Here is a 22,090-nt window from a genome sequence, read left to right on the forward strand (position 1 = left end):
GCGCCTACCCTCGCCGCGCTTTGTCGGGACAGTGGGGGGCCAAGTGGGTCTGCGAGCTTGTGTCGGCGCTGCCGGACGCCTGCGGCCGGTCGCGGGGTTCTTCCTGGGCGGCTTCATCGTGCTGGGCCTTTCGCGGCTGGGACTGTCGCTCTGGCGCCGCGCCGAGATCGGCGAGGTCGATGGATGGTCGCAGGTGCTGTTGCAGGGCGCGCGGGTGGACATCGCCAGCCTGTGCCTGCTGTTCGTCCCGCCCGCGCTGCTGCTGGTGCTGCTGCCGGCCGGGACCCTGGCCGCCACGCCGGTGCGGCGGTTCCTCGCGCTCTGGCTCGCCGCCGCGGCGACCCTGCTGGTGGTGCTGGAACTGGTGACGCCGGGTTTCATGCAGGAATACGGGCTGCGCCCGAACCGCACCTTCGTCGAGTACCTGGCCTACCCGCAGGAAGTGTTCTCCACCCTGTTCAAGGGCCGTCCGCTGCAATCGGCGCTGCTGCTGGCCATCGCCGCGGCCACGGCCTGGGCCTGCTGGCGGCTGGCGTGGCGGTGGCTGGCCTCCACCGCCGCCTCGTCGGCCGGCGGGCTGGCGCGCACGCTGCTGGCGATCGTGGTCCTGCTCGCCGGCGCGCTGGGCGTGCGCTCGACGCTGGGGCACCGCCCGATGAGCCCGGCGATGGTCGCCTTCAGCAGCAACCCGACGGTGAACGTGCTGCCGCTCAATTCGTTCTATTCGCTCGCCCACGCGATGCGCGACTGGCTGCGCCACGACGAGAGCGCGATGGAGCTGTACGGCGAGCTGCCGCGCGGGCAGGTCGTCGCGGCGGTGCGCGCCGGCACCGGCCTGCCGGCTTCGGCCTTCGCCCATGACGACATTCCGACCCTGGCGCGCCGCCCACCGGTGTGGCGCGGCAAGCCGCGCAACCTGGTCATCGTGCTGGAGGAAAGCCTCGGCGCCCAGTTCATCGGCAGCCTCGGCGGGCGGCCGCTTTCGCCCCACTACGATCGCCTGAGCCGGCAGGGCTGGGCTTTCCGGCGGCTTTACGCCACCGGGACGCGCTCGGTGCGCGGGATCGAGGCGGTGGTGGCCGGGTTCGCGCCTACGCCGGCGCAGGCGGTGGTCAAGCGTTCGCGCAGCCAGCAGGGCTTCTTCACCCTGGCCGCGCTGCTGCGCCGGCACGGCTACGACACCACCTTCCACTACGGCGGCGAAAGCCATTTCGACAACATGCGCGGCTTCTTCCTCGGCAACGGCTTCACCCGCGTGATCGAGCAGCGCGACCACCGCGCGCCGGCGTTCGAAGGATCCTGGGGCGTGTCGGACGAGGACCTGTTCGCGCGCGCCGACGAGGAGTTCCGCCGCCTGCACGCGCAGGACCGGCCTTTCTTCGGTTTCGTGTTCACTTCCAGCAACCACGATCCGTTCGAGTTTCCCGATGGCCGCATCGACCTATACGAGCAGCCCAGGCAGACCCGCAACAACGCGGCCAAGTACGCCGACCATGCGCTGGGCGGGTTCTTCGATCGCGCGATGGCGGCGCCGTACTGGCGCGACACGATCTTCCTGGTGGTGGCCGACCACGACTCGCGCGTATTCGGCCGCGACCTGGTGCCGGTGGACAATTTCCACATCCCCGGCCTGATCCTGGGCCCCGGCATCGCCCCGCGCCAGGACGATCGCCTCGCCAGCCAGATCGACCTGGGGCCGACGCTGCTGTCGCTGATCGGCATCGGCGACGCCACGCCGATGACCGGCCGCGATCTCGCCGATCCGGCAATGTCCCTGCCGGGCCGCGCGATCATGCAGTACGACCGCAACTTCGCCTACATGCAGGGCGACGACGTGGTGATCCTGCAACCGGGCAAGCCGGCCGGGCAGTACCGGCACGAACGCGATGCCAAGCGCCTGCTGCCGGCGGCGCTGTCGCCCGATCTGGCCCGCGAGGCGCACGCGCAGGCCTTGTGGGGTTCGATGGCCTACGACAACGGCTGGTACCGGCTGCCGCCGGAGTAGGCCGGCGGAGCTTCGTCAGCGAACGTCCTTCGGATAGGCCAGCAGGATCACCAGGTCCTCCTCGCCGATCTGCTGGATCGCGTGGGTGCTGCCGGCGCGGGTCAGCAGCGCATGGCCCGGGCCGACCTCGTGCTGCGCGCCGTCCAGCGCGTACAAGCCGCGGCCGCTGACGATGTAGTAGATCTCGTCCTTGCGGTGCTGGTGCAGGCCGATGCCGGCACCCTTGTGCAGCACGCGCTTGCGCAGCACGAACGACAGGCCGGGCGCCTCGGCGAAGAACGAATGCGCGGTGGTCGGGCCGGCGCCGCCGTGCGGGCCGGGCTGCACGAGGGCGATATCGCGTTCGTGCGCGATCAGCGACGGATTGGCCTGCGCGGCGCGCGTGGCCAGCGCATCGGGCGGCGCGCCGCAATCGGTGTCGCGCACGACGGCGGCGTCGAGCGCGGGCTCCAGCCGCCGCCAGTCGCGCACCACCAGGCAGGCCACCGCCGCCGCGCCGGCATGGCTGAAATGGGTGCCGTCGGCCTTGCCCTGTTCCGGCACGAACATGAAGTAAGGCTGCGCAGCCTTTTCGCCCAGCGCGCGGATCCAGTCCATGCTGCCGGCGCCGAGATCGATCAGCGCCACCCGCTCGCGCCGCGCCAGTTCGCGGACCGCGTGCGCGTACGCGCCGTGCGTGTCCAGCAGCGAGCCGAAGTCGTAGCGCAGCCGCGCCACCGGCGTCACCAGCACCGGCGTGGCGCCGCGCTCGCGCGCCAGCGCCACGTAGCGCATCAGCCACTGCGGGAAGGCGGTTTCCGGATCGGTGTAGCGCGCCGGATCCTCGAACTTGGCGTCGTTGTGGCCGAACTGGATCAGCAGCACGTCGCCGCGGCGCAGTTCGGCGGCGATGCCGTCCAGCCAGCCCTGCTCGATGAAACTGCGCGAACTGCGCCCACCCCTGGCGTGGTTGCGCACTTCCCAGACCCGCGGATCCAGGTAGCTTTGCAACGCCTGGCCCCAGCCGGCCTGCGGCGCGCGCTCGGGGCCGTACTCGGCGGCGGTGGAGTCGCCGGCGATCAGCACGCGGCGTGGTTCGGCCTGCGCCGCGAGGGTCGCGAGCGCCAGCAGCGACGCGATGGCGCCGGCTTGCAGGATCTTCATGCTTGGCCTCCTGTCGCGGCGGGACCGGATGCGCCGGGCATGGCCTTCGCCTGCGCCGTCATGAAGCGTGGACGTCGGCGACGCCAGTCGGTGTCGATTCGTCCGGACCGTGCCGCCCCGCGGAGAGATTCGGGACGGCGCGGACCGGACGCGGAACGGATTGCTCAGCGCGCCAGCCAGCCGCCATCGACCGGGATGATCGCGCCATTGACGTAGTCCGACGCGGCGCTGGCCAGGAACACCGCCGCGCCGCCCAGGTCCGCCGGCGTGCCCCAGCGGCCGGCCGGGATGCGGTCGAGGATGGCCTTGCTGCGATCCTCGTCGGCGCGCAGCTGCGCGGTGTTGTCGGTGGCCATGTAGCCCGGTGCGATCGCGTTGACGCTGATGCCGTGGCCGGCCCACTCGTTGGCCAGCAGACGGGTGATGCCGGCGATGCCGGACTTGCTGGCGGTGTACGACGGCACCCGGATGCCGCCCTGGAACGACAGCATCGAGGCGATGTTGATGATCTTGCCGCGACCCTGCGCGATGAAATGCCGGCCCGCGGCCTGCGACATGAAGAAGGCCGACTTGATGTTGACGTTCATCACGTCGTCCCAGTCCTGCTCGCTGAAGTCCACCGCGTCGGCGCGGCGGATCAGCCCGGCGTTGTTGACCAGGATGTCGAGGCCGCCGAGCCCGGCGACGGTTTCCTCGACCAACCGTGCGACCGGTTCGATGGTGCTCAGGTTGGCCTGCAGGTTGAGGAAGCGACGACCGAGCGCGCGCACCTTCTCGGCGGTTTCGGTCGCTTCCACTATCCCGGCGCCGGCGACGTCCGCGCCGGCCTCGGCCAGCGCCAGCGCGATGCCCTGGCCCAGGCCGGTGTTGGCGCCGGTGACCAGCGCGACCTTGCCTTCCAGGCTGAACGGGTTGTTTGCCATGAGCGGTCCTCGATTGGATGCGTTGCGGTAGTGCCGGCGTGGAGCGGAGCTTGCTCCGCTGCGCGATGGCGGGTGAATGAGAGCGAGCCGAGCGAGCTCGGCTCTACGACCGTCGTTTACTTGAGCTGGCAGATGTCCAGCACGTGCATGTCGGTGTAGTCCAGGTTCTCGCCGCCCATCGCCCAGATGAAGGCGTAGTTGCTGGTGCCGGCGCCCATGTGGATCGACCACGGCGGCGACACCACCGCCTCGTCGTTCCGGATCACGATGTGGCGCTGCGCGTCCGGCTCGCCCATGAAGTGGTAGACGCGATCGTTCTCGCCGAGGTCGAAGTAGAAATAGACCTCGCTGCGGCGATCGTGCAGGTGCGGCGGCATCGTGTTCCAGACGCTGCCCGGCTTGAGCACGGTCAGGCCCAGCAGCAGCTGCGAGGAGGCGCAGGTGGCCGGCACGATGTACTGGTAGATGGTGCGCTCGTTGCTGGTCTCCAGCGCGCCGCGATCCAGCGCGACGGCGTCCTTGATCGAGAGCTGCCTGGTCTCGAAGCGCGCGTGCGCCGGCGTCGAGGCCAGGTAGAACTTCGCCGGGTTGGCGGCATCGTCCGACGCGAACACGACCTCCTCGCTGCCCATCGCCACGTACAGCCCGTCCTTCGGCCCGAGTGTGTACGCGGTGCCGTCCACGGTGACGGTGCCGGCGCCGGCGCCGACGTTGATCACGCCCAGCTCGCGGCGCTCCAGGAACGGATGGCCGGCGGCCGAGGCCGGCTCGGTCTGCCTCGGCAGCGCCAGCGGCGCCGTGGTCGGCGACGCGCCGCCGAGCACGAAGCGCTCGTAGTGGGTGTACTTGAGGACGATCCGGCCCTCGGCGAACAGGCCGTCGAGCAGGTACAGCTCGCGCAGCTCGTCGTTGCTCGCGCCCTGGAGGGCGGCCGGATGGGTGGCGTAGTGGGTCTTGCAGTAGAGGGACATGGCGGCTCCGAACGGGGGGCGGGCGGACGGCGTCCGCGGCTGGTGGGACGATTCTAACGGCTCAGGTAACCGGTGTCATTTTGCGCTGCACGAATCAAATGACGGGAAACGTAAATCGGCGAAAACTGTTGCCGATGTACGAAGGAGAATGGATGTCTAGGCAGCAAGAGCTCCCTCCCCCGTTCACGGGGGAGGGTTGGGGTGGGGGCTGCTGTCAGTTCACCGGCAGCCCCCATCCCAGCCTTCCCCCGCAAGCGGGGGAAGGGGCGGATCAAGGCACCGGAAGGATCAGGCAGGGCCTTCCCACATGCGTGGGAACGAGCCGGCCATGACGCCGCCCCGCGCTCAGCTTTCCGGCGGCTGGCAGGAATCGCGGACGATCAGGTGCGGGCGCACGCTGGCCACCGACAGCACCTGCGCGTGCTCGGGCTGGATCAGCATCGCCGCGGCGGTGCGCCCGGTGTCGCGGGTATGCCGGCGCACCGAGGTCAGTGGCGGCCACAGGCGCGAGGCCAGCGGGCTGTCGTCGTAGCCGATCACCGACAGCTGGCGCGGGATCTGGATGCCGTTGCGCATCGCCACGCGGTAGACGCCGGCGGCCATTTCGTCGTTGCCGGTGAAGATGGCGGTGGGGCGCTGGCGGCTGCCGACCAGCAGCTTCTCGGCCGCGGCCACGCCGGACTCGAAGGTGTAGCCGGCCTCGACGATGCGCTCCTGCGGCAGTTCCAGGCCACGCTTCTTCAGGCCCTCGACGAAGCCGGCGGTGCGCTCCAGGGTGGAGCGGTAGGCCGAGGGACCGGTGATCAGCGCGATGTCGCGATGGCCGAGCGAGAGCAGGTAGTCGGCGGCCTCGGCCGCGCCCTCGCGGTCGTGGGTGACCACCATCTGCGAGCTTTCGTCCAGCGCCACCGAGGCCACGCGGGTGTAGCGGCAGCCGATCTCGGCCAGCATGTCGGCCAGCGCCTGGTCCTCCGAGGCGCGCGGCACCAGGATCACGCCGTGCAGCTTCTGCTGCTGCACGAACCGGCGCACGCCCTCGATGTAGCCGGGGCTGCGCGAGTCGCAGGGATGCACCACCAGTTCGAAGCTGGAATCGCGCAACGCGTCGAGCGCGCCGTACTGCATGTCGACGATGTACTGCGCGGTCGGGTTGTCGTAGACCATGCCGATCAGGAACGAGCGCCGGAACGCCAGCCCGCGCGCCATCGGATCCGGCGAGTAGCCGACCTCGCGCATCAGCGCCTCGACCTTCTCGCGGGTGTCCTGCCGCACCAGCGGCGAGTTGTTGATGATGCGCGAGACGGTCTTCTTCGACACCCCCGACAGGCGGGCGATGTCGTTGATGGTGGCGGTCCTGCCTTTCAGGCTTTCGGCCGCGGCGGCGGGGGCTTCGGGTTTCTTGCGTGCGGGCATGGCGTCGGGCCGGTCGGATACGGCGATTCTAGCGGTAGTCATGCGCTGTCCGGGCGCGCCGGTCCGCGCATGCGGCGGCAGCCATGCTTCAACGACCCGCCGCCGCATGCGCGGCCCGCCACGCCGGGTATTCCTTTTCCAGCAGTGCCTGCGGCCACTGCCCGTACCACGCATAGCCGGTGCGCCGCTCGCGCGGGATCTGCGCGTAGTCGGCGACGCGGACGCCCTCGCGCGTGGCCAGCACCACGCTGTCGTCGGCGACGTCGTGGAAGCGCGCCCATAACGGCGGCGCGGACGGGTCGCGGACCAGCCGGCGATCCTCGTCGCTGCGGTGATGGCGGTACTGCTCGGGTTCTGCGGCGAAGGTCTCCAGCCGCCAGCCGTCCAGCGCGACGCGGCGCAGCCAGGCCACCGCGCCGTCGACGGCGGCGATCGCCTGCGGCGACGGATCCGGGATCGACATCAGGTAGCGGACCACGCCGACGGTTTCCTGCACGGCGATCGACGGCAGTTCGAAGCTGCGCCCCTGCGCCGGCAGCAGCGTCTGCGGGTCGTACTGGCCGGCCCAGCCGGCGGGCCCGCCACCGTCCTGGCGGATCTGCAGCCGCAGCACGCAGTCGTCGCCGCGCGCCACCGCCTGCGCAGCGCGCTCGCGCAGCGCGGCATCGAGCGCGGCGTAGCGGCCCTCGCCCTGCGCGACCCCGCGCAGCATGCCCAGCACGCCGGCGGTGACGTCGTCGGCGAAGGTGATCAGCGGGTGATAGCGCTGCGTGGCCGGCACCGTGTGCGGCCAGCCGCCGCAACCGGGGATCTGATGAGCGAGGGTGAATGCCAGTCCACGCACCGCAGCCTGCAGGTAGCGCGCATCGCCGGTCAGCGAGTGCGCCGCCAGCAGGTAGTCGATCTGGGTATGGACGTTGCGGTTGTCGAAGCTGCCGCCCTCCTGCAGCGCCTCGGCGGCCAGACGTTCGCGGTCCGCCGCCGACAGCACGCGCGCCGGATCCTGGTTCTCGATCCAGCCGCCGTCGCGGCGCTGGTAGAGCAGCAGGTTGTCGGCGATCTCGCGCACCTGCGACGGCGCATGACGCGGATAGTCGCGGCCGTGGACGTTGCGCCAGTGGTGGATGGCGTCGCCGAAGCCGTCCAATGCGGTTTCCGCATCGGCCGCCGATTGCGCCACGGCCGGCGCCGCGAACACGGCGGCCAGCAACAGCAGCGCCGCCTTCATGCGCGCATCAGCCGGGGCAGCCACAGCGACAGCTCGGGGAAGAAGGTCACGATCAGCAGCACGCCCAGCCCGGCCAGCCAGAACGGCCAGATCGTGCGCATGCTCTGGCCGACGGTGATCTTGCCGATGGCGGTGCCGATGAACAGCACCGAGCCCACCGGCGGCGTCACCAGCCCCAGGCCGCCGGTCAGCACCAGCACCAGCCCGAAGTGGATCGGATCGATGCCGTAGGCGCGCGCCACCGGCAGGAAGATCGGCGTGCAGATCAGGATCATCGGCGCCAGGTCCATGAACGTGCCCAGCAGCAGCAGCATGATCACGATCATCAGCAGCACCATGTACTTGCTGTGCGCGAACGACTGCAGGAACTCCACCGCCGCCACCGGCACCTGCAGGTAGGCCAGCAGCCAGCCGAACACCGCCGCCGCGGCGATCACGAACAGGATCACGCCGGTGGTGCGCGCGGCGTGGGTCACCGTCTCCAGGAACTCGCGCAGCTTGAGCTGCCGGTACAGCACGATGGTGACCAGCAGCGCATAGACCACGGCGATGGCCGCGCTCTCCACCGCGGTGAAGATGCCGGCGCGGATGCCGACGAAGATCAGCGCCACCAGCCCCAGCCCCGGCAGCGCCGCCAGCAGCCGCACCAGCACCGCGCGCATGCCGGGGAACGCTTCCACGCCGTAGCCGCGCCGGCGCGCCACCGCGTAGCCGGTGATCATCAACGCCAGCGTCATCAGCAGCGCCGGCACGATGCCGGCGGCGAACAGATCGGCGATCGACAGCCCGCCGCCGGCCGCGGCCGAGAACAGGATCAGGTTGTGCGACGGCGGCACGAGAAGTGCCACGAGCGCCGCGGTGATGCTGACGTTGACGGCGAAGTCGCGGTCGTAGCCGCGCTTGACCATCTGCGGGATCATCGTGCCGCCGACCGCCGACACGTCGGCGATGGCCGAGCCGGACACGCCGCCGAAGAACAGCGACGACAGGATCGACACCTGCCCCAGCCCGCCGCGCATGCGCCCGACCAGCGACGAGGCCAGCGCGATCAGCCGTTCGGAGATGCCGCCGCGCATCATGATCTCGCCGGCGAAGATGAACAACGGGATGGCGATCAGCGAGGCGGTGCCGGTGCCGGCCGAGATCTGCTGCACCATCACGATGCTCGGCAGGTCCAGGTACAGCAGCGTGGCCAGCGCCGCGGCCGCCAGCGCGAACGCCACCGGCACGCCGATCAGCAGCAGCACCGCGAACACGGTGAACAGGATGGCGATGGCCATCAGCGATCTCCTTCCGCGGCGAGGGACGGCGCCGGACGCGGCGCCAGCGCGCCCGCCAGCCGGTTGAGCGCGAACAGCGCCATCAGCGTCCCGCCGACGCACAGCGGCAGGTAGTTGATCGACTGCGGCAGCGGCGCGCCGGCCGCGCGGATCGACAGGCCGTCGGCCAGCAGGATCGCGCTCCACCAGGCGATGACCGCGCCGATGCCGATGACGACCAGCGGCACGATCACGTCCACCACGCGCCGCGCCAGCGGGTTGAGGTGGTCGTGCAGCAGGAAGAAGCCGAAATGCCGGCCGGTGTGCACGCCGGCCGCCGCGCCCAGGCTCATCGCCGTGCTCAGCAGCAGCAGCGTGACCGGCTCGGTCCAGCTCGGCGAATCGTTGACCACGTAGCGGGCGAACACCTGCCAGCCCTGCACCACCACCAGCCCGAGCAGGGCGGCGGCGGCGATGCCGATGGCGAGGCGGGCGCACGCGTCCAGCGCGCGCTGCGCGGCGCCGGCGGGAGGAACGGAAAGGGTTTCTGCTTCTGACATCGCGGGGCTTCCCTTGCTTCAGGCCAGGTCGCGGATGCGACGGTGCAGGGCTTCGATGGCGGGCTGGCGCAGGTACTGATCCTTCAGCGGCTGCGCGGCGGCGCGGAACGCGGGCATGTCCACTGCGTTGGCCTGGATGCCGTAGTCCAGCACCGCCTGGCGCGCGGCGCCTTCGGAGGCGTCCCACAGCCGGCGCATCACCGGCACCGAGGCGCGCGCGGTGTCCAGCAGCAGCCGGCGATCGGCCGGCGACAGCGACTCGAACGTGCGGCGCGAGATCAGCAGCACGTCCGGCGCGTACGAGTGCTCGCTCTGCGACCAGTACTTCGCCGCCTCGAAATGGCGGCTGGAATGGAAGCTGCGCATGTTGTTCTCGGCGCCGTCGATCATGTGCGTTTCCATGCCGGAGAAGGTATCGCCCAGCGACATCGGCGTCGGGTTGGCGCCGAGCGCGCGCACCAGCCGGATGAAGATGTCCGACGAGGCCACGCGCAGCTTCAGCCCGCGCATGTCGGCCGGCGTGCGGATCGGGTGCTTGGTGTTGTAGAAGCAGCGCGCGCCGCTGTCGTAGATGGCCAGGCCGACCAGGTCGCGCGTCTCGAAGCCGCGCAGCACTTCGTCGGCCACGCCGCTGTCCAGCGCATGGCGCATGTGCGCGACCGAATCGAACACGTATGGCAGGCACAGCGCCTGGGTCAGCGGAAAGGCGTTGTTGAGCGCGCCGGAATAGACGCGGGTGATGTCGATGGCGCCGAAGCGCGCCATGTCGATCGCCTCGGACTCGCGGCCGAGCTGGCCGGAGTGGTACTGGCGCAGGCGCAGCCGGCCGCCGGTCTCGCGCTCCAGGGTCTGGCCGATCCAGCGCACCGCCTCGACGGTGGGATAGTTGGATACGTGCACGTCGGTGGCGGTCAGCAGCCGCGCCGCGCCCGGGGCGTCGCCGGCGCGCGCCGGCAGCAGCGGCGCGGCGCAGGCGGCCACGGCGCAGGCGAGGAAGCGGCGGCGCCCGTTCATGCGCCATCCTCCGCGCCGGGCAGCGGCCGCGCGGCGCGGGCGCGCAGCCGGATTCCGGCATGGTCGGCAAAATCCACCCGCGCCGACTGGCCGACGGCGATGTCATGGATACCGGTAGCATTCCCGGTCGCGACCAGCTCGCCGCGCTTCAGCGGCCGTCCCCGCCGCGCCGAGCGGCCCAGCGCGAACGCGAAAGCCGCGCGCAGCCCGCCGGGCAGGCGCTGCGCGCCGCCGTGGCCGACCGATACGCCGTCGATGAAGGTCTCGGCGATCAGGTCGGCCTCGTCCAGCGCCGTCCAGCCGGCGATTTCCGGCCCCAGCACCAGGCCGTTGTTGTTGCCGAAATCGGACACGACCACCCTCGGCCCCAGTTCGTTGATGGTGGCCAGCGGGCTGCTGGCCACTTCCACGCCGATCAGCAGCGTGGCCGGCAAGGCCGCGGCCTCCTCGGGCGTCCAGTCCAGCTTGCCGGCCGGCGCGTCGGCCTCCAGCCGCAGCACGTATTCGGCCTCCACCGCGCCGAATCCGCCCGCGAAGATCTCGAACTCGACCTCGCCGTCCGGGTCGGCCGGTTGCAGCTTGCCGGCGAAGATCGGCCCGAGCAGGCGGTCGTCGCCGGAGGCGTCGCGGCGCTCGGCGGCGATGTAGCCGACCTTCCAGCCGACCACGCGATCGGGCCAGCGCGCGATCGCCGCGTCCTGCACGCGGTAGCCGCTGACCAGATCGGCCGGGATCTCGCCGGGGAACGCGGCCAGGGCCTGTCCGCGCGCGCGCGCCTGCACGAAGCCGGCGGCGATGGCGGCCAGCCCGGGCGGTGTCGGCGTTTCGTCCAGAATGCCGTTGTCGGTGCTCAAGGCGCCTCCGAGGATGCCCATTGGGATTTTGTTGCACTGCCGTTCGACAGTGCCTGGGAAGCTGTATATGGTAAACCGGTGTCATAGGCAATGTGCAGTGCGCAAAACGTCCCGGACGCCGGGTCCGGCGCACCGCGGCAATCACTCAGGGAGGCTTTCCATGCAGTCCACTCCGACGCATTCGCGCGGCTTCATCCGCCGTTTCCTGCCTCTGGCGGCCTTCGCGCTGGCCCTGGGCCTGTCGGCCGGCGCGTCCACCCAGGCCGTCCGCGCCGCGGAAGCCGGCCCCGCGCTGGCCTTCCCGGGCGCGCAGGGCTGGGCCGCGCACACGCCGGGCGGCCGCGGCGGCGCGATCCTGCGGGTGACCACGCTGGACGCCGAGGGGCCGGGCTCCTTCCTGGAGGCGGTGCGCACGCCGGGGCCGCGCACCATCGTGTTCGAGGTCGGCGGCGTCATCGACCTGGACCTGAAGACGGTGCGCATCACCGAGCCGTTCCTGACCATCGCCGGCCAGACCGCGCCGGCGCCGGGCGTGACCTTCATCCGCGGCGGCTTCGACATCGCCACCCACGACGTGATCGTGCGCCACATCCGCATACGCCCGGGCGACGCCGGCCAGCCGAAGCGCTCCGGCGTGGATTTCGACGCCATCTCGACGGTGCGCGCGCACGACGTCATCGTCGATCACTGCTCGCTGACCTGGGGCACCGACGAGGGCCTGTCCGCGTCCGGCACGCGCTTCGCCGTGGGCGGCCGCACGGTCGAGGACTTCCGCGCGGGCACCTCGCGCCGCATCACCTTCAGCAACAACCTCATCGCCGAAGGCCTGGCCTACGCCAGCCACGGCAAGGGCGAGCATTCCAAGGGCACGCTGGTGCACGACCACGTGCAGGACATCCTGATCGTCGGCAACCTCTACGCGCACAACTACGAGCGCAACCCGCTGTTCAAGGGCGGCGTGTCGGGCCAGGTCCTCAACAACCTGATCTACAACCCCGGCGCGCGCGCGGCGCACTACAACCTGATCGCCGAGGAATGGATCGGCCATGCCTACGAGACCGGCCGCATGATCCTGCGCGGCAACGTGCTGCGCGCCGGCCAGGACACGAAGAAGCTGGCGTTCTTCATGATCGGCGGATCCGGCGACGTCGATCTTTACCTTGACGACAACCTGACGGTCGACGTCATCGGTCAGACGAGCATTCCCGAGATCGGCCGCTACACCACCGCGCCGGTCAAGGTGAACCGGTTGCGCACGCCGCCGGCGCTGCCGTTCGGGGTGAAGCTGCTGCCGTCGGCGCAGGTGCAGGATGCGATCATCGCCGCGGCCGGGGCGACGCCGTGGAACCGCGACCCGATCGATCGCCGCATCGTCGCCGACGTGATCGAGGGGCGCGGCGAGATCATCGACAGCCAGGAGGAAGTCGGCGGCTATCCGCAGTACGCGCCGACCCGCAAGCCCTTCGTCGAGGCGGAATGGAACCTCGACACGATGGAGCCGCTGGCCGGCTACCAGCGTGGGGAACCGTTGCGCTGAGCCTTCGCTTTGGGGAACCGCTGGACCTCCCGCTCGTCATCCCCGCCTGCGCGGGGATGACGACTTGGAAATCTCCGGGACACGGCATTTGTGGTGAATGACCGGAGTGGTGCATCGCGCCGCTGCCGCTCGCTTCATTGGAACAGAGATCGCAGGACACACCGATGAGCCGATCGCACGCCAATGCCGATCCCAATGACACCACTCGTCGAAACCTGTTGCGCCAAGGCATGCTGTTGGCTGGTGGTGCATTCTCCACATCCATCACAACGAGCATCGCCGCCACCCCGACGAAAACCAGCGTGGCGCACACCCGCAGCGGACGCATCGGCGGCGCCATCGAGGACGGCGTGCACGTCTTCCGCGGCGTGCGCTACGGCGCCGACACCGCGCCGCGGCGCTTCCGGCCGGCGCTGCCGGAGCAATCCTGGCGCGGCGTGCGCGATGCGCTCGAATACGGCGGCCCGGCGCCGCAATCCGGCCGCGACGGCCCGGGCAGCGAGGACTGCCTGTTCCTCAACCTGTGGACGCCGGGACTGCGCGACGGCGGACGGCGGCCGATCCTGTTCTACATCCACGGCGGCGCCTACAACACCGGCTCCGGCAGCGATCCGCTGTACGACGGCAGCAACCTGTGCCGGCGCGGCGACGTGGTGGTGGTGACGGTCAACCACCGCCTCAACGCGTTCGGCTACCTGTACCTGCGCGATCGCGGCGGCGCGGAGCTGCGCCATTCCGGCAACGTCGGCCAGCTGGATCTGGTGCAGGCGCTGCAATGGGTGCGCGAGCACGCGCGCGAGTTCGGCGGCGACCCCGGCAACGTCACCGTGTTCGGCCAGTCCGGCGGCGGCGCCAAGATCGCCACGCTGATGGCGATGCCGGCCGCGCGCGGCCTGTTCCACCGCGCGATGACGATGAGCGGCCAGCAGGTCACCGCCGCCGGGCCGCGCGCCGCCGCCCGCCGCGCCGATCTGTTCCTGGCCGCGCTGGGATTGCGGCATGACGAGGCCGATGCGCTGCGCGCGCTGCCGATGCAACGCCTGCTGGAGGCGCTGTCCACCCGCGATCCGTCGCCGGTCGAGGACGCCGCGCTGTACTTCGGCCCGGTCGTCGATCAGGTGTCGCTGATGCGGCATCCGTTCTGGCCCGATGCGCCGGCGCAGTCGGCCGGCATCCCGCTGGTCATCGGCAACACGCGCGACGAGACGCGCGCCTTCCTCGGCCACGATCCCGCCCACTTCTCGCTGGACTGGACGGAACTGCCGGAGAAGCTGCGCGCGCAGCAGTTCGTCGATCTGGATCCCGCGCATCTTGTCGCCGAATACCGGCGGCTGTATCCGCACTACACGCCATCGGAGGTGTTCTTCGCCGCCACCACCGCCGGCCGCTCCTGGCGCGGCGCGATCGAGGAACTGGAGGCGCGTGCGCGCCAAGGCGCACCGACCTGGGCCTACCAGCTCGACTGGTATCCGCGCGGCGGCGAGGGCGAGCGGCTGCGCGCCTTCCATACGCTGGACATCGCGCTGGTGTTCGACAACGTGCGCCGGCCGGGTTCGCGCACCGGCGACGGGGCCGACGCGCAGGCCGTGGCCGACCGCATGAGCGGCGCGCTGCTGGCGTTGGCGCGGCAGGGCGATCCGAACCACGCGGGTTTGCCGGCGTGGCCGGCCTATTCGCTGGAACGGCGGGAGACGATGGTGTTCGATGCGGTGCCGGCGCTGGAGCACGACCCGCGTGGGGGCGAGCGTGAGATCTATCGGCAGGCGCCTTTCGTCCAGCGCGGCACGTTCTGACAAGTGGATGAGGTGGGCTTCTGCTGACGGTTTGCCCCCATCCCAACCTTCCCCCGCAAGCGGGGGAAGGAGCAGATCATGATGCTGGGAAGAAGCAGGGACGGCTCCCTCCCCCGTTCACGGGGGAGGGTTGGGGTGGGGGCCCGTGCCAGCTCGCAATCCCTCAGAACCGATACCGCAACCCGGCGAAGAACTGCCGCCCGGTGTGGTGATACACCGAAGTGCTGTCCCGGTACGAATCCACGTACTGCTCGTTGAAGCTGTCGTTGAGGTTGATGCCTTCCAGCGTCAGGCTGAGGTTCTTGCCGACCTTGTACGACAGCATCGCATCGATGCTGCGGGTGGCGCGCTTGCCTTCCACGTCGTTGCCGTTCTGCCCGGGCACGCGCTGCAGGTAGGCGTCGCGGTAGGAATAGGCCGCGCGCGCGCTGAACCTGCCGTTGTCGTAGTACAGCGTGGCGTTGTACGCGTCGGGCGACAGGTTGACCAGGTCGTTGACGAAGGTCGCGTCCGAGCCCAGCACGTCCGGGTTGCCGTAGGTGATCTCGGACTCGACGTGGGTGTAGTTGAGGATCACGCCGAAGTCCTTCCAGAAGCCGGGCAGGAAGGTGAACGGCTGCTGGTAGTTCAGCTCGAAGCCCTTCAGCGGACCGCCCGGGGTGTTGATCCACATGCGGAAGTCGACCTCGTTCTGCGGGTCGAAGCCGGTCGGCAGCCAGTCCAGCGGCAGGCCGGTCTCGGCGTACGGCATGCTCTGGCGGTACTGCTGGATGTAGGTGTCGATGTCCTTGTAGAAGACCGCCGCCGACAGCAGCGACTGGTCGGCGAAGTACCACTCCACGCTGAGGTCGTAGGTGGTGGCGCGGAACGGCTCCAGGTAGGGATTGCCGACGTTGGCGGTGCTGGTGCCGCCGGTGGCGTTGAAGCTGATGCCGGAGCCGGGGTTGAGCGAGGCCAGCTGCGGCCGCGCCATCACCTTGGCCGCACCGAAGCGCAGCACCACGTCGTCGCCGGCGTCCCAAGCCAGGTTCAGCGACGGCAGCCAGTCGTCGTAGTCGTGGTGGTGGACCACCTGCGTGCCGCCGCCGACCGAGGTGTAGCCGACCGCGGTGATCTCGGTGCGGGCATGGCGCACGCCGAGGTTGCCGCGCAGCGCGCGGCCGGCCAGGTCGGTGTTGAAGTCCAGCTGCACGTAGCCGCCGGTGTTCTTCTCGCCGATGGCGAAGTTGTTGGTGCGCGCGTTGCCGTTGGTGACGCCGGTCAGGGTGAAGTCGCCGCCGGGCACGCCGGTGTTGCAGTTGCAGTAGATGTCGAACAGATCGACCAGCTTGCCCAGGTCCGGGATCACCCACGACGACGGCGAGCTGGAGCCCAGCCCCTTGCCGAAGCCGGTGACGCGGGTGGCGATGTCGGCCAGCGTCACCCCGGCCGGCAGGCCCGGCACCACCGTCTCCGATGCGCGCCGCGATTCGTACGACTCCATGTCGTACTCCTTCCACGCCAGGCCGCCGCGCAGGGTGAAGGTCTCGTTGACGACGAATTGCAGGTCGGCCTTGGCGTTGTCGAAGCGGTTGTTGGTGCCCTGCGGGCGGATGCGGATCTCCGAGCCGGTGCTGTTGACCGGCGGGCTGCTGATCCAGTTCCACGCGCTGGTGTCGCCGGTGTCGAACCCGTAGTCGATGTCCGGCAGGTTGCGGTTGTTGCGGAAATCCCAGCTGTAGCCCTGGATGTTCTGGATGTCGAAGGTCACCGTGGTCTGGTACGGGTTGCGGAACTCCGACTTCGACGTGCCGACCAGCGCCTCCAGTTGCAGCCGGTCGCTGAAGCGGTGCTCCAGCAGCGCGCTGTACTGGGTGAACTCGGTGGTGAGCTGGTCGAAGCGCGACTCGGCGCGCACGTCGACGTTGTCGAACACGCCGTAGACCAGGTTGTTGCGATCGTCCACCTCCGCCGCGCGCACGATGGTCTGCGCCTTACCGCCCTGCGACGAGTTGCGGCTGAACGAGATCGATTGCAGGAAGTCCTCCCGCCGGGCCGCGTCCAGCTTCGAGTACAGGCCGTCCAGGCTCAGCGTGGTGGCGTCGCCCAGCTTGAACTGCAGCGAGCCGGTGACGCCGGTGCGTTCCTGCTCGTGGGTCAGCCGGCCGTAGCGCGGCAGGCGCGGATGGAAGGCGTCGCGCGCGGTCTCGTAGGCGGCGACGTTGCCCGGGGTATTGGCTGGACGCGGGATCAGCACGCCGCCGGAGTTGTGGCAGTTGGCCGCCGACGAACCGCGCCCGCTGTTGTTGGCCGGCTGCTGCGGCGTGTAGCCGAGCGGGCTGCAGAAGGTGGTGGTGCTGCTCGGCGAGGCGTCGCCGGACGCCCAGCGCACGCTGCTGAAGCCTTCCTCGAAGATGTTGCGCTCGCTGTACGAGGCCGACAGCAGCGCGCCGACCCGGCCGTCGGCCCAGGTGTTGGCGATCAGCGCCGAGCCGCGCGGGTTGTAGTTGCCGGACAGGTCGTTGTAGCCGGCCTGCGCAGCGACCGAGGCGGTGAAGCCCTTGTAGTCGAACGGCCGCGCCACGCGCAGGTCCACGGTGGCGCCGAGCGAACCCTCGTCGACCTGCGCCGATTGCGTCTTGCGCACGCGCACGTTGCTGAACAGCTCGGAAGCGAACACGTTGAAGTCGAAGCCGCGGCTGCGGTTGGCGCCGCCGGAGCTGTCGGTCGCGCCGGTGGTGGCCAGCGCCTCCAGGCCGTTGATGCGCACGCGCGAGAAGTCGCCGCCCAAGCCGCGCACGCTGATCGAGCGGCCCTCGCCGGCGTCGCGGTCGATCGACACGCCGGGCACGCGCTGCAGCGCCTCGGCCAGGTTCAGGTCCGGGAACTTGCCGATGTCCTCGGCCATGATCGCGTCGACCTGCTCGGTGCTGTAGCGCTTCTGCTCCAGCGCCTGCTCCAGGCTGGCGCGGAACGTCGCCACCACCTCGACGCGATCCAGGTCGACCGCGTCCTGCGCCGGCGGCGCGTCCTGGGCGAAGGCGCCCGGTGCGGACAGCGCCAGCGCGATCGCGGCGGCGAGCGAAGAAACCGGTGACCCCTTCATCGTTTTCATGTTCATGGCGCCCCTCCCCAGGTGGCTCTCGTCTTCTCGGGCATGGCGGCCACGAACGGGCCCGCCGGCATCACCGGCGGGCGATGGCGCCGCCGGTCTGTATGACAGGCCGCTGCGGCCTGGACATCATGCAACGCAGCAGCGCCGGGCCGTGGCCCGGCGGCTGCATCCGGCCGCTGCCGCGGCTCAGAACTTGTAGCGGAAGCCGAGCATGAACTGGCGGCCGGTATGGGTGTAGGCAATCGAGCGATCGCCGGCCGTGTCCATCCACAGGTCGGTCCACTCGTCGGTCAGGTTGAGCCCTTCCAGCGAGAGCGTCAGCTTGTCGGTGACGCGCCAGGAGATCGACGCATCGACGGTGGTCGATTCCGAGGTCGCCTCGACGTCGCTGCCTTCGCGGCCGGGGATCGTATTGATGAACTCGTCGCGGTAGGCCGCCGACACCCGCGCGGAGAAGCGGCTGTTGTCGTAGTAGACGGTCGCGTTCCAGGCGTTCTTCGACAGGCCGACCATCGGGCCCTTCGCGCTCGGCGCGCCGCTCGAGCTCAGGTACTGGATCTCCGAATCGACCCAGGTGTAGTTCAGCTGCACGCCGAAGTCCTTCCAGAAACCGGGCAGGAAGGTGAAAGGCTGCTGGTAGCTGACCTCGTAGCCCTTCAGGTCGCCGCCGGGCGTGTTGAGCGGCTGGTTGAAGGTGAAGATGTCGCTCGGCGTGGCGATGGTGCCGGCCAGCAGCGAGTCCGGCAGGCCGGAGGTGTTATACGGGCGGCTCTCGCGCGAGGTCTGCACGTAGCTGTCGATGTCCTTGTGGAACACGCCCAGCGACAGCAGCGCCTCGTTGTCGAAGTACCACTCCAGGTTCAGGTCCAGCGTCTTGGCGCGGAACGGCTCCAGCTTCGGGTTGCCGCTGGTCACCGTGAACGCGCCGCCGGAGGCGCTGACCGTCGCGCCCGGGTTGAGGAAGCCCAGGTTCGGGCGCGTCATCACCTCGGCGGCCGCCAGCCGGACCACGAAGTTCTCGCTGACTTCCGCCGCCAGGTTCAGCGACGGCAGCGTGTCGTCGTATTCGTGCACCACTCGCGTCGGCGTCGGCACGCCGCCGACGAAGGACCAGCCGTCGCTGGTCAGCTCGGTGTTGACACGGCGCACGCCGACGTTGCCGCGCACCGGGATGCTGCCGAGGTCGAAGTTGAAGTCGCCCTGGACGTAGAAACCCAGGCTCTTCTCGTTGACCGTGCGGTTGTTGGCGGCCAGCGCGGCGAGGTTGTCGTGGACCGTGTAGATGCCGCCGCCGCCGTGGATGTCCAGCGCGTCCTGGAACGCGCCCACGTCGGGCACCAGCCAGCGGTTCACCCCGCCGGCGCTTATGCCGTAGGTGCCGAACTGGCGCAGCAGCCCGGACAGCGTGGCGCTGCTCATCGCCGGCACGGTCAGCTCGTTGGAGCGCCGCCACTCCTTGGTCTCGAAGGTGTAGTCCTTGTGGTGCACGCCGCCCTTGAGGGTGAAGTACGAAGAGGCGATCCAGTTGAAGTCGGCCTGCGCGGCGTCGTACTCGTTGCGCGTCCACTGCGGGCGCAGGCGGATCTCGGCCAGCGTCCAGCCGTTGGGGTCCAGCGGATCCATGTCGCCGTAGCCGAAGATCGGCAGGCGGCTGTTGCCGCGGTAGTCCCACGAGTACCCGTCGACGTCGAACTTGTCCATGATGACGGTGGTCTGGATCGGGTTGTCGTAGGTGGAGCGGACGTTGCCGACCAGCGCGCTGGTGGAGAAGGCGTCGCTGAAGCGGTGGTCCAGCGCCAGGCTCCACTGCTTGAAGTCGGTGCTCTGCTCGTCGTAGCGCCCTTCCGAGCGGATGTCGACGTTGTCGAACACGCCGTGGACCAGGTTGCCGCGGCTGTCGATCTCGGCCTGGCGGACGATGGTGGCCTGCTTGCCGGCGGCGTTGGTGCGGCTGAAGGACACCGCGTTGATGTTGTCCTGGTAGCGGTTGGCGTCGAAGCGCGCGTACAGCGCGTCGAACGCGATCTCGGTGTTGTCGCCGGGCTTGAACTGCAGCGACCCGGTGACGCCCAGGCGCTCCTGGTCGTGCACGTAGACGTTGTAGCGCGGGATGCGCGGATGGAACACGTTGGGACTGCACACCGCCGGGACCGGCGAGGTGACCGGCTGGCCCGGCGCGCAGCCGTTGAAATGGTTGGTGCCGGCCTGCGCGGTCCACCAGCGCACCGAGTCCGAGCCTTCCTCGATCACCTTGCGGTCGGTATAGGCCACCGACAGCAGCGCGCCCACGCGGTTGTCGGCGAAGGTGTTGCTGACCAGGAAGGTGCCACGCGGGTTGGTCTCCTCCAGCAGGTCGTTGTAGCTGGCCTGGCCGCCGACGGCGAGGGTGAAGCCGTCGTAGTCGAACGGGCGCGCGGTGCGCAGGTCGACGGTGGCGCCGAGCGAGCCTTCCTCGATCTCCGCCGCCGAGGTCTTGCGCACGATCAGCTGGCTGAACAGTTCGGAGGCGAAGGTGTTGAAGTCGAACGAGCGGCCGCGGTTGACGCCGCCGGAGGTGTCGGTGCCGCCGCCGGTGGCCAGCGCCTCGATGCCGTTGATGCGCACGCGGGTGAACTGCGGGCCGAGGCCGCGCACCGAGATGTTGCGGCCTTCGCCGCCGTCGCGGGTGATCGACACGCCGGGGATGCGCTGCAACGACTCGGCCAGGTTCATGTCGGGGAAGTCGGCGATGTCCTCGGCAACGATCGCATCGACCACGCCGGCTTCGCCGCGCTTGATGTCCAGCGCCTTCTCCAGGCTGGCGCGGTAGCCGGTCACCGAGATGACGTCCAGTTCAGTGGCGTCCTGCGTGGCGACTGGCTGCGCGGAGACGTCCTGCGCGTGTGCGCCTGCGGATTGCAGCGCGAGGCCGATGGAGAGAGCGAGCAAGGTAACCGGTGTCTTCCGGTATTGGCGACGGTACGACATGGATTTCCCCTCCCAGGGTGCAATCAGTTCGGAAACTGGCTGGGAGCCCAGGTCGTGGCCGCTCCCGCGGGCCAAAATGACACCGCTGGTCATTACGCTAGCAGGGTCGAAAGTCCGCCACACCTTGCAGCGCAGCATGGTATTTCATGGTCCCGGGACAGCGCGGGACAGGCCGCGGACAGCCGGAAGTGCATGACACCGCTAGTCATCACGTCCGCGGCGTGCACTATGATGCCGGCCGGCCATGCGGCCGTCTGCCGGGAGATCGACAATGACGAGAGTGGTGTGTTTCGGCGAGCTGCTGCTGCGGCTGGCCGCGCCGGGCCGGCAACGGCTGCTGCAGACCCCCGCGCTGGAAGTCCACGTCGGCGGCGCCGAGGCCAACGTCGCGGTGTCGCTGGCGGCCTTCGGCCACGACGCGGCGGTGGCCAGCGTGGTGGCCGACAACCCGCTGGGCGCGGCGGCGGTGGCCGAGCTGCGCCGCCGCGGCGTGGACACCCGCCGGGTGCGCGCGGCCGACGGGCGCATGGGCCTGTACTTCCTCGTGCCCGGCGCCATCCACCGCCCCAGCGAGGTCATCTACGACCGCGCCGGCTCGGCCTTCGCCCTGGCCGATCCCGCCGGCTACGACTGGCCCGCGCTGCTGGAAGGCGCGCAGTGGCTGCACCTGTCCGGGGTCAGCCCCGCGCTCGGGCCGGAGGCCGCCGAGGCGGCGGTCGCCGCCGCCGCCGCCGCGCATGGGCTGGGTTTGCAGGTGTCCTTCGACGGCAACTTCCGGCCCAGGCTGTGGCAACGCTGGCACGGCGACGCGCCGGGCATCCTGCGCCGGATCCTGCGCCATGCGCACGTGCTGTTCGCCGATCACCGCGACATCGCCGTGGTGCTGGGCCGGGACTTCGCCCAGGCCGATCCGCGCGAGCGCGTGCAGGCGGCGGCCGAGGCGGCGTTCGCCGCGTTCCCGTCGCTGCATACGCTGGCCTGCACCCATCGCCACGCGCACAGCGTCGATCACCACACGCTGTCGGCGCAGCTGTGCCGGCGCGATGCCGCCAGCGTCTTCGCACCGCCGATGGAACTGGCCGGCATCGTCGATCGCATCGGCGGCGGCGACGCCTTCGCCGCCGGCGTCCTGCACGGCCTGATCACCGCCATGCCGGCCGAACCGGTCATCCGCTTCGGCCTGGCCGCCGCCTGCCTGAAGCATTCGATTCCCGGCGACTTCAACCTGGTCTCGCTGGCCGAGGTGCAGTCGCTGGTGGACGAGGGGCGCTTCGACGTCAGGCGCTGAAGGCGCGCCGGCGAGGCTGTCCGCGCCGCAGGCAGGCTCAG

General features: G+C 70.1%; 15 protein-coding genes. 4 read left to right on the plus strand and 11 right to left on the minus strand.

The window, feature by feature from the left end:
* The first annotated feature begins 43 nt into the window (after positions 1–43).
* A complete protein-coding gene (locus tag AAG688_RS00340) occupies positions 44–2,005 on the plus strand; it encodes an LTA synthase family protein (RefSeq protein ID WP_411833385.1) in 1,962 nt (653 codons plus the stop codon).
* Between the two features lie 15 nt (positions 2,006–2,020).
* Here AAG688_RS00340 and AAG688_RS00345 read toward each other — a convergent pair whose 3' ends face one another.
* From AAG688_RS00345 to AAG688_RS00385, 9 genes are all read right to left on the minus strand, one after another.
* Entirely contained in the window at positions 2,021–3,148 is a 1,128-nt protein-coding gene (locus AAG688_RS00345; RefSeq protein WP_411833386.1) for a GDSL-type esterase/lipase family protein, read from the minus strand.
* 164 nt (positions 3,149–3,312) lie between these two features.
* Complete coding sequence (kduD, locus tag AAG688_RS00350; RefSeq protein ID WP_411833387.1) at positions 3,313–4,071, minus strand: 2-dehydro-3-deoxy-D-gluconate 5-dehydrogenase KduD; 759 nt, start codon at positions 4,069–4,071, stop codon at positions 3,313–3,315.
* A 116-nt stretch (positions 4,072–4,187) separates the two neighbouring features.
* Complete coding sequence (gene kduI / locus AAG688_RS00355; protein ID WP_411833388.1) at positions 4,188–5,042, minus strand: 5-dehydro-4-deoxy-D-glucuronate isomerase; 855 nt, start codon at positions 5,040–5,042, stop codon at positions 4,188–4,190.
* Positions 5,043–5,387: 345 nt separating this feature from the next.
* A complete protein-coding gene (locus AAG688_RS00360) occupies positions 5,388–6,455 on the minus strand; it encodes a LacI family DNA-binding transcriptional regulator (protein ID WP_411835045.1) in 1,068 nt (355 codons plus the stop codon).
* A gap of 88 nt (positions 6,456–6,543) precedes the next feature.
* A complete protein-coding gene (gene pelA, locus AAG688_RS00365; protein ID WP_411833389.1) occupies positions 6,544–7,683 on the minus strand; it encodes a pectate lyase in 1,140 nt (379 codons plus the stop codon).
* On the minus strand, positions 7,680–8,963 hold the full coding sequence (locus tag AAG688_RS00370) for a TRAP transporter large permease (protein ID WP_411833390.1): 1,284 nt from the start codon (positions 8,961–8,963) through the stop codon (positions 7,680–7,682). Before AAG688_RS00370 ends, pelA begins: the two co-directional genes overlap by 4 nt.
* Positions 8,963–9,502: a TRAP transporter small permease gene (locus tag AAG688_RS00375; protein ID WP_411833391.1), complete on the minus strand. Its 540-nt coding sequence runs from the start codon at positions 9,500–9,502 to the stop codon at positions 8,963–8,965. The genes AAG688_RS00370 and AAG688_RS00375 overlap by 1 nt, the downstream gene beginning before the upstream one ends.
* Before the next feature lie 18 nt (positions 9,503–9,520).
* Positions 9,521–10,516: a TRAP transporter substrate-binding protein gene (locus AAG688_RS00380; protein WP_411833392.1), complete on the minus strand. Its 996-nt coding sequence runs from the start codon at positions 10,514–10,516 to the stop codon at positions 9,521–9,523.
* Positions 10,513–11,352, minus strand: coding sequence for a 2-keto-4-pentenoate hydratase (locus tag AAG688_RS00385; protein WP_411835046.1), 840 nt, complete (start codon positions 11,350–11,352; stop codon positions 10,513–10,515). The genes AAG688_RS00380 and AAG688_RS00385 overlap by 4 nt, the downstream gene beginning before the upstream one ends.
* Positions 11,353–11,530: 178 nt before the next feature.
* Here AAG688_RS00385 and AAG688_RS00390 point away from each other — a divergent pair, with 178 nt between their 5' ends.
* On the plus strand, positions 11,531–12,907 hold the full coding sequence (locus tag AAG688_RS00390; protein WP_411833393.1) for a polysaccharide lyase family 1 protein: 1,377 nt from the start codon (positions 11,531–11,533) through the stop codon (positions 12,905–12,907).
* 164 nt (positions 12,908–13,071) lie between these two features.
* Entirely contained in the window at positions 13,072–14,700 is a 1,629-nt protein-coding gene (locus AAG688_RS00395; protein WP_411833394.1) for a carboxylesterase/lipase family protein, read from the plus strand.
* Positions 14,701–14,863: 163 nt separating this feature from the next.
* On the opposite strand, the gene AAG688_RS00400 is transcribed toward AAG688_RS00395, so the two are convergent.
* Both AAG688_RS00400 and AAG688_RS00405 read right to left on the minus strand, forming a co-directional pair.
* Complete coding sequence (locus AAG688_RS00400) at positions 14,864–17,800, minus strand: TonB-dependent receptor (RefSeq protein ID WP_411833395.1); 2,937 nt, start codon at positions 17,798–17,800, stop codon at positions 14,864–14,866.
* A gap of 180 nt (positions 17,801–17,980) precedes the next feature.
* Complete coding sequence (locus AAG688_RS00405) at positions 17,981–20,761, minus strand: TonB-dependent receptor (RefSeq protein WP_411833396.1); 2,781 nt, start codon at positions 20,759–20,761, stop codon at positions 17,981–17,983.
* 271 nt (positions 20,762–21,032) lie between these two features.
* Between AAG688_RS00405 and AAG688_RS00410 the strand changes: the two genes are divergently transcribed.
* Positions 21,033–22,049 (plus strand): sugar kinase, encoded by a 1,017-nt coding sequence (locus AAG688_RS00410; RefSeq protein WP_411833397.1) that lies wholly within the window; start codon positions 21,033–21,035, stop codon positions 22,047–22,049.
* Positions 22,050–22,090 lie beyond the last annotated feature (41 nt).

The organism is Pseudoxanthomonas mexicana (assembly GCF_046736355.1).
GTDB lineage: Bacteria > Pseudomonadota > Gammaproteobacteria > Xanthomonadales > Xanthomonadaceae > Pseudoxanthomonas_A > Pseudoxanthomonas_A mexicana_B.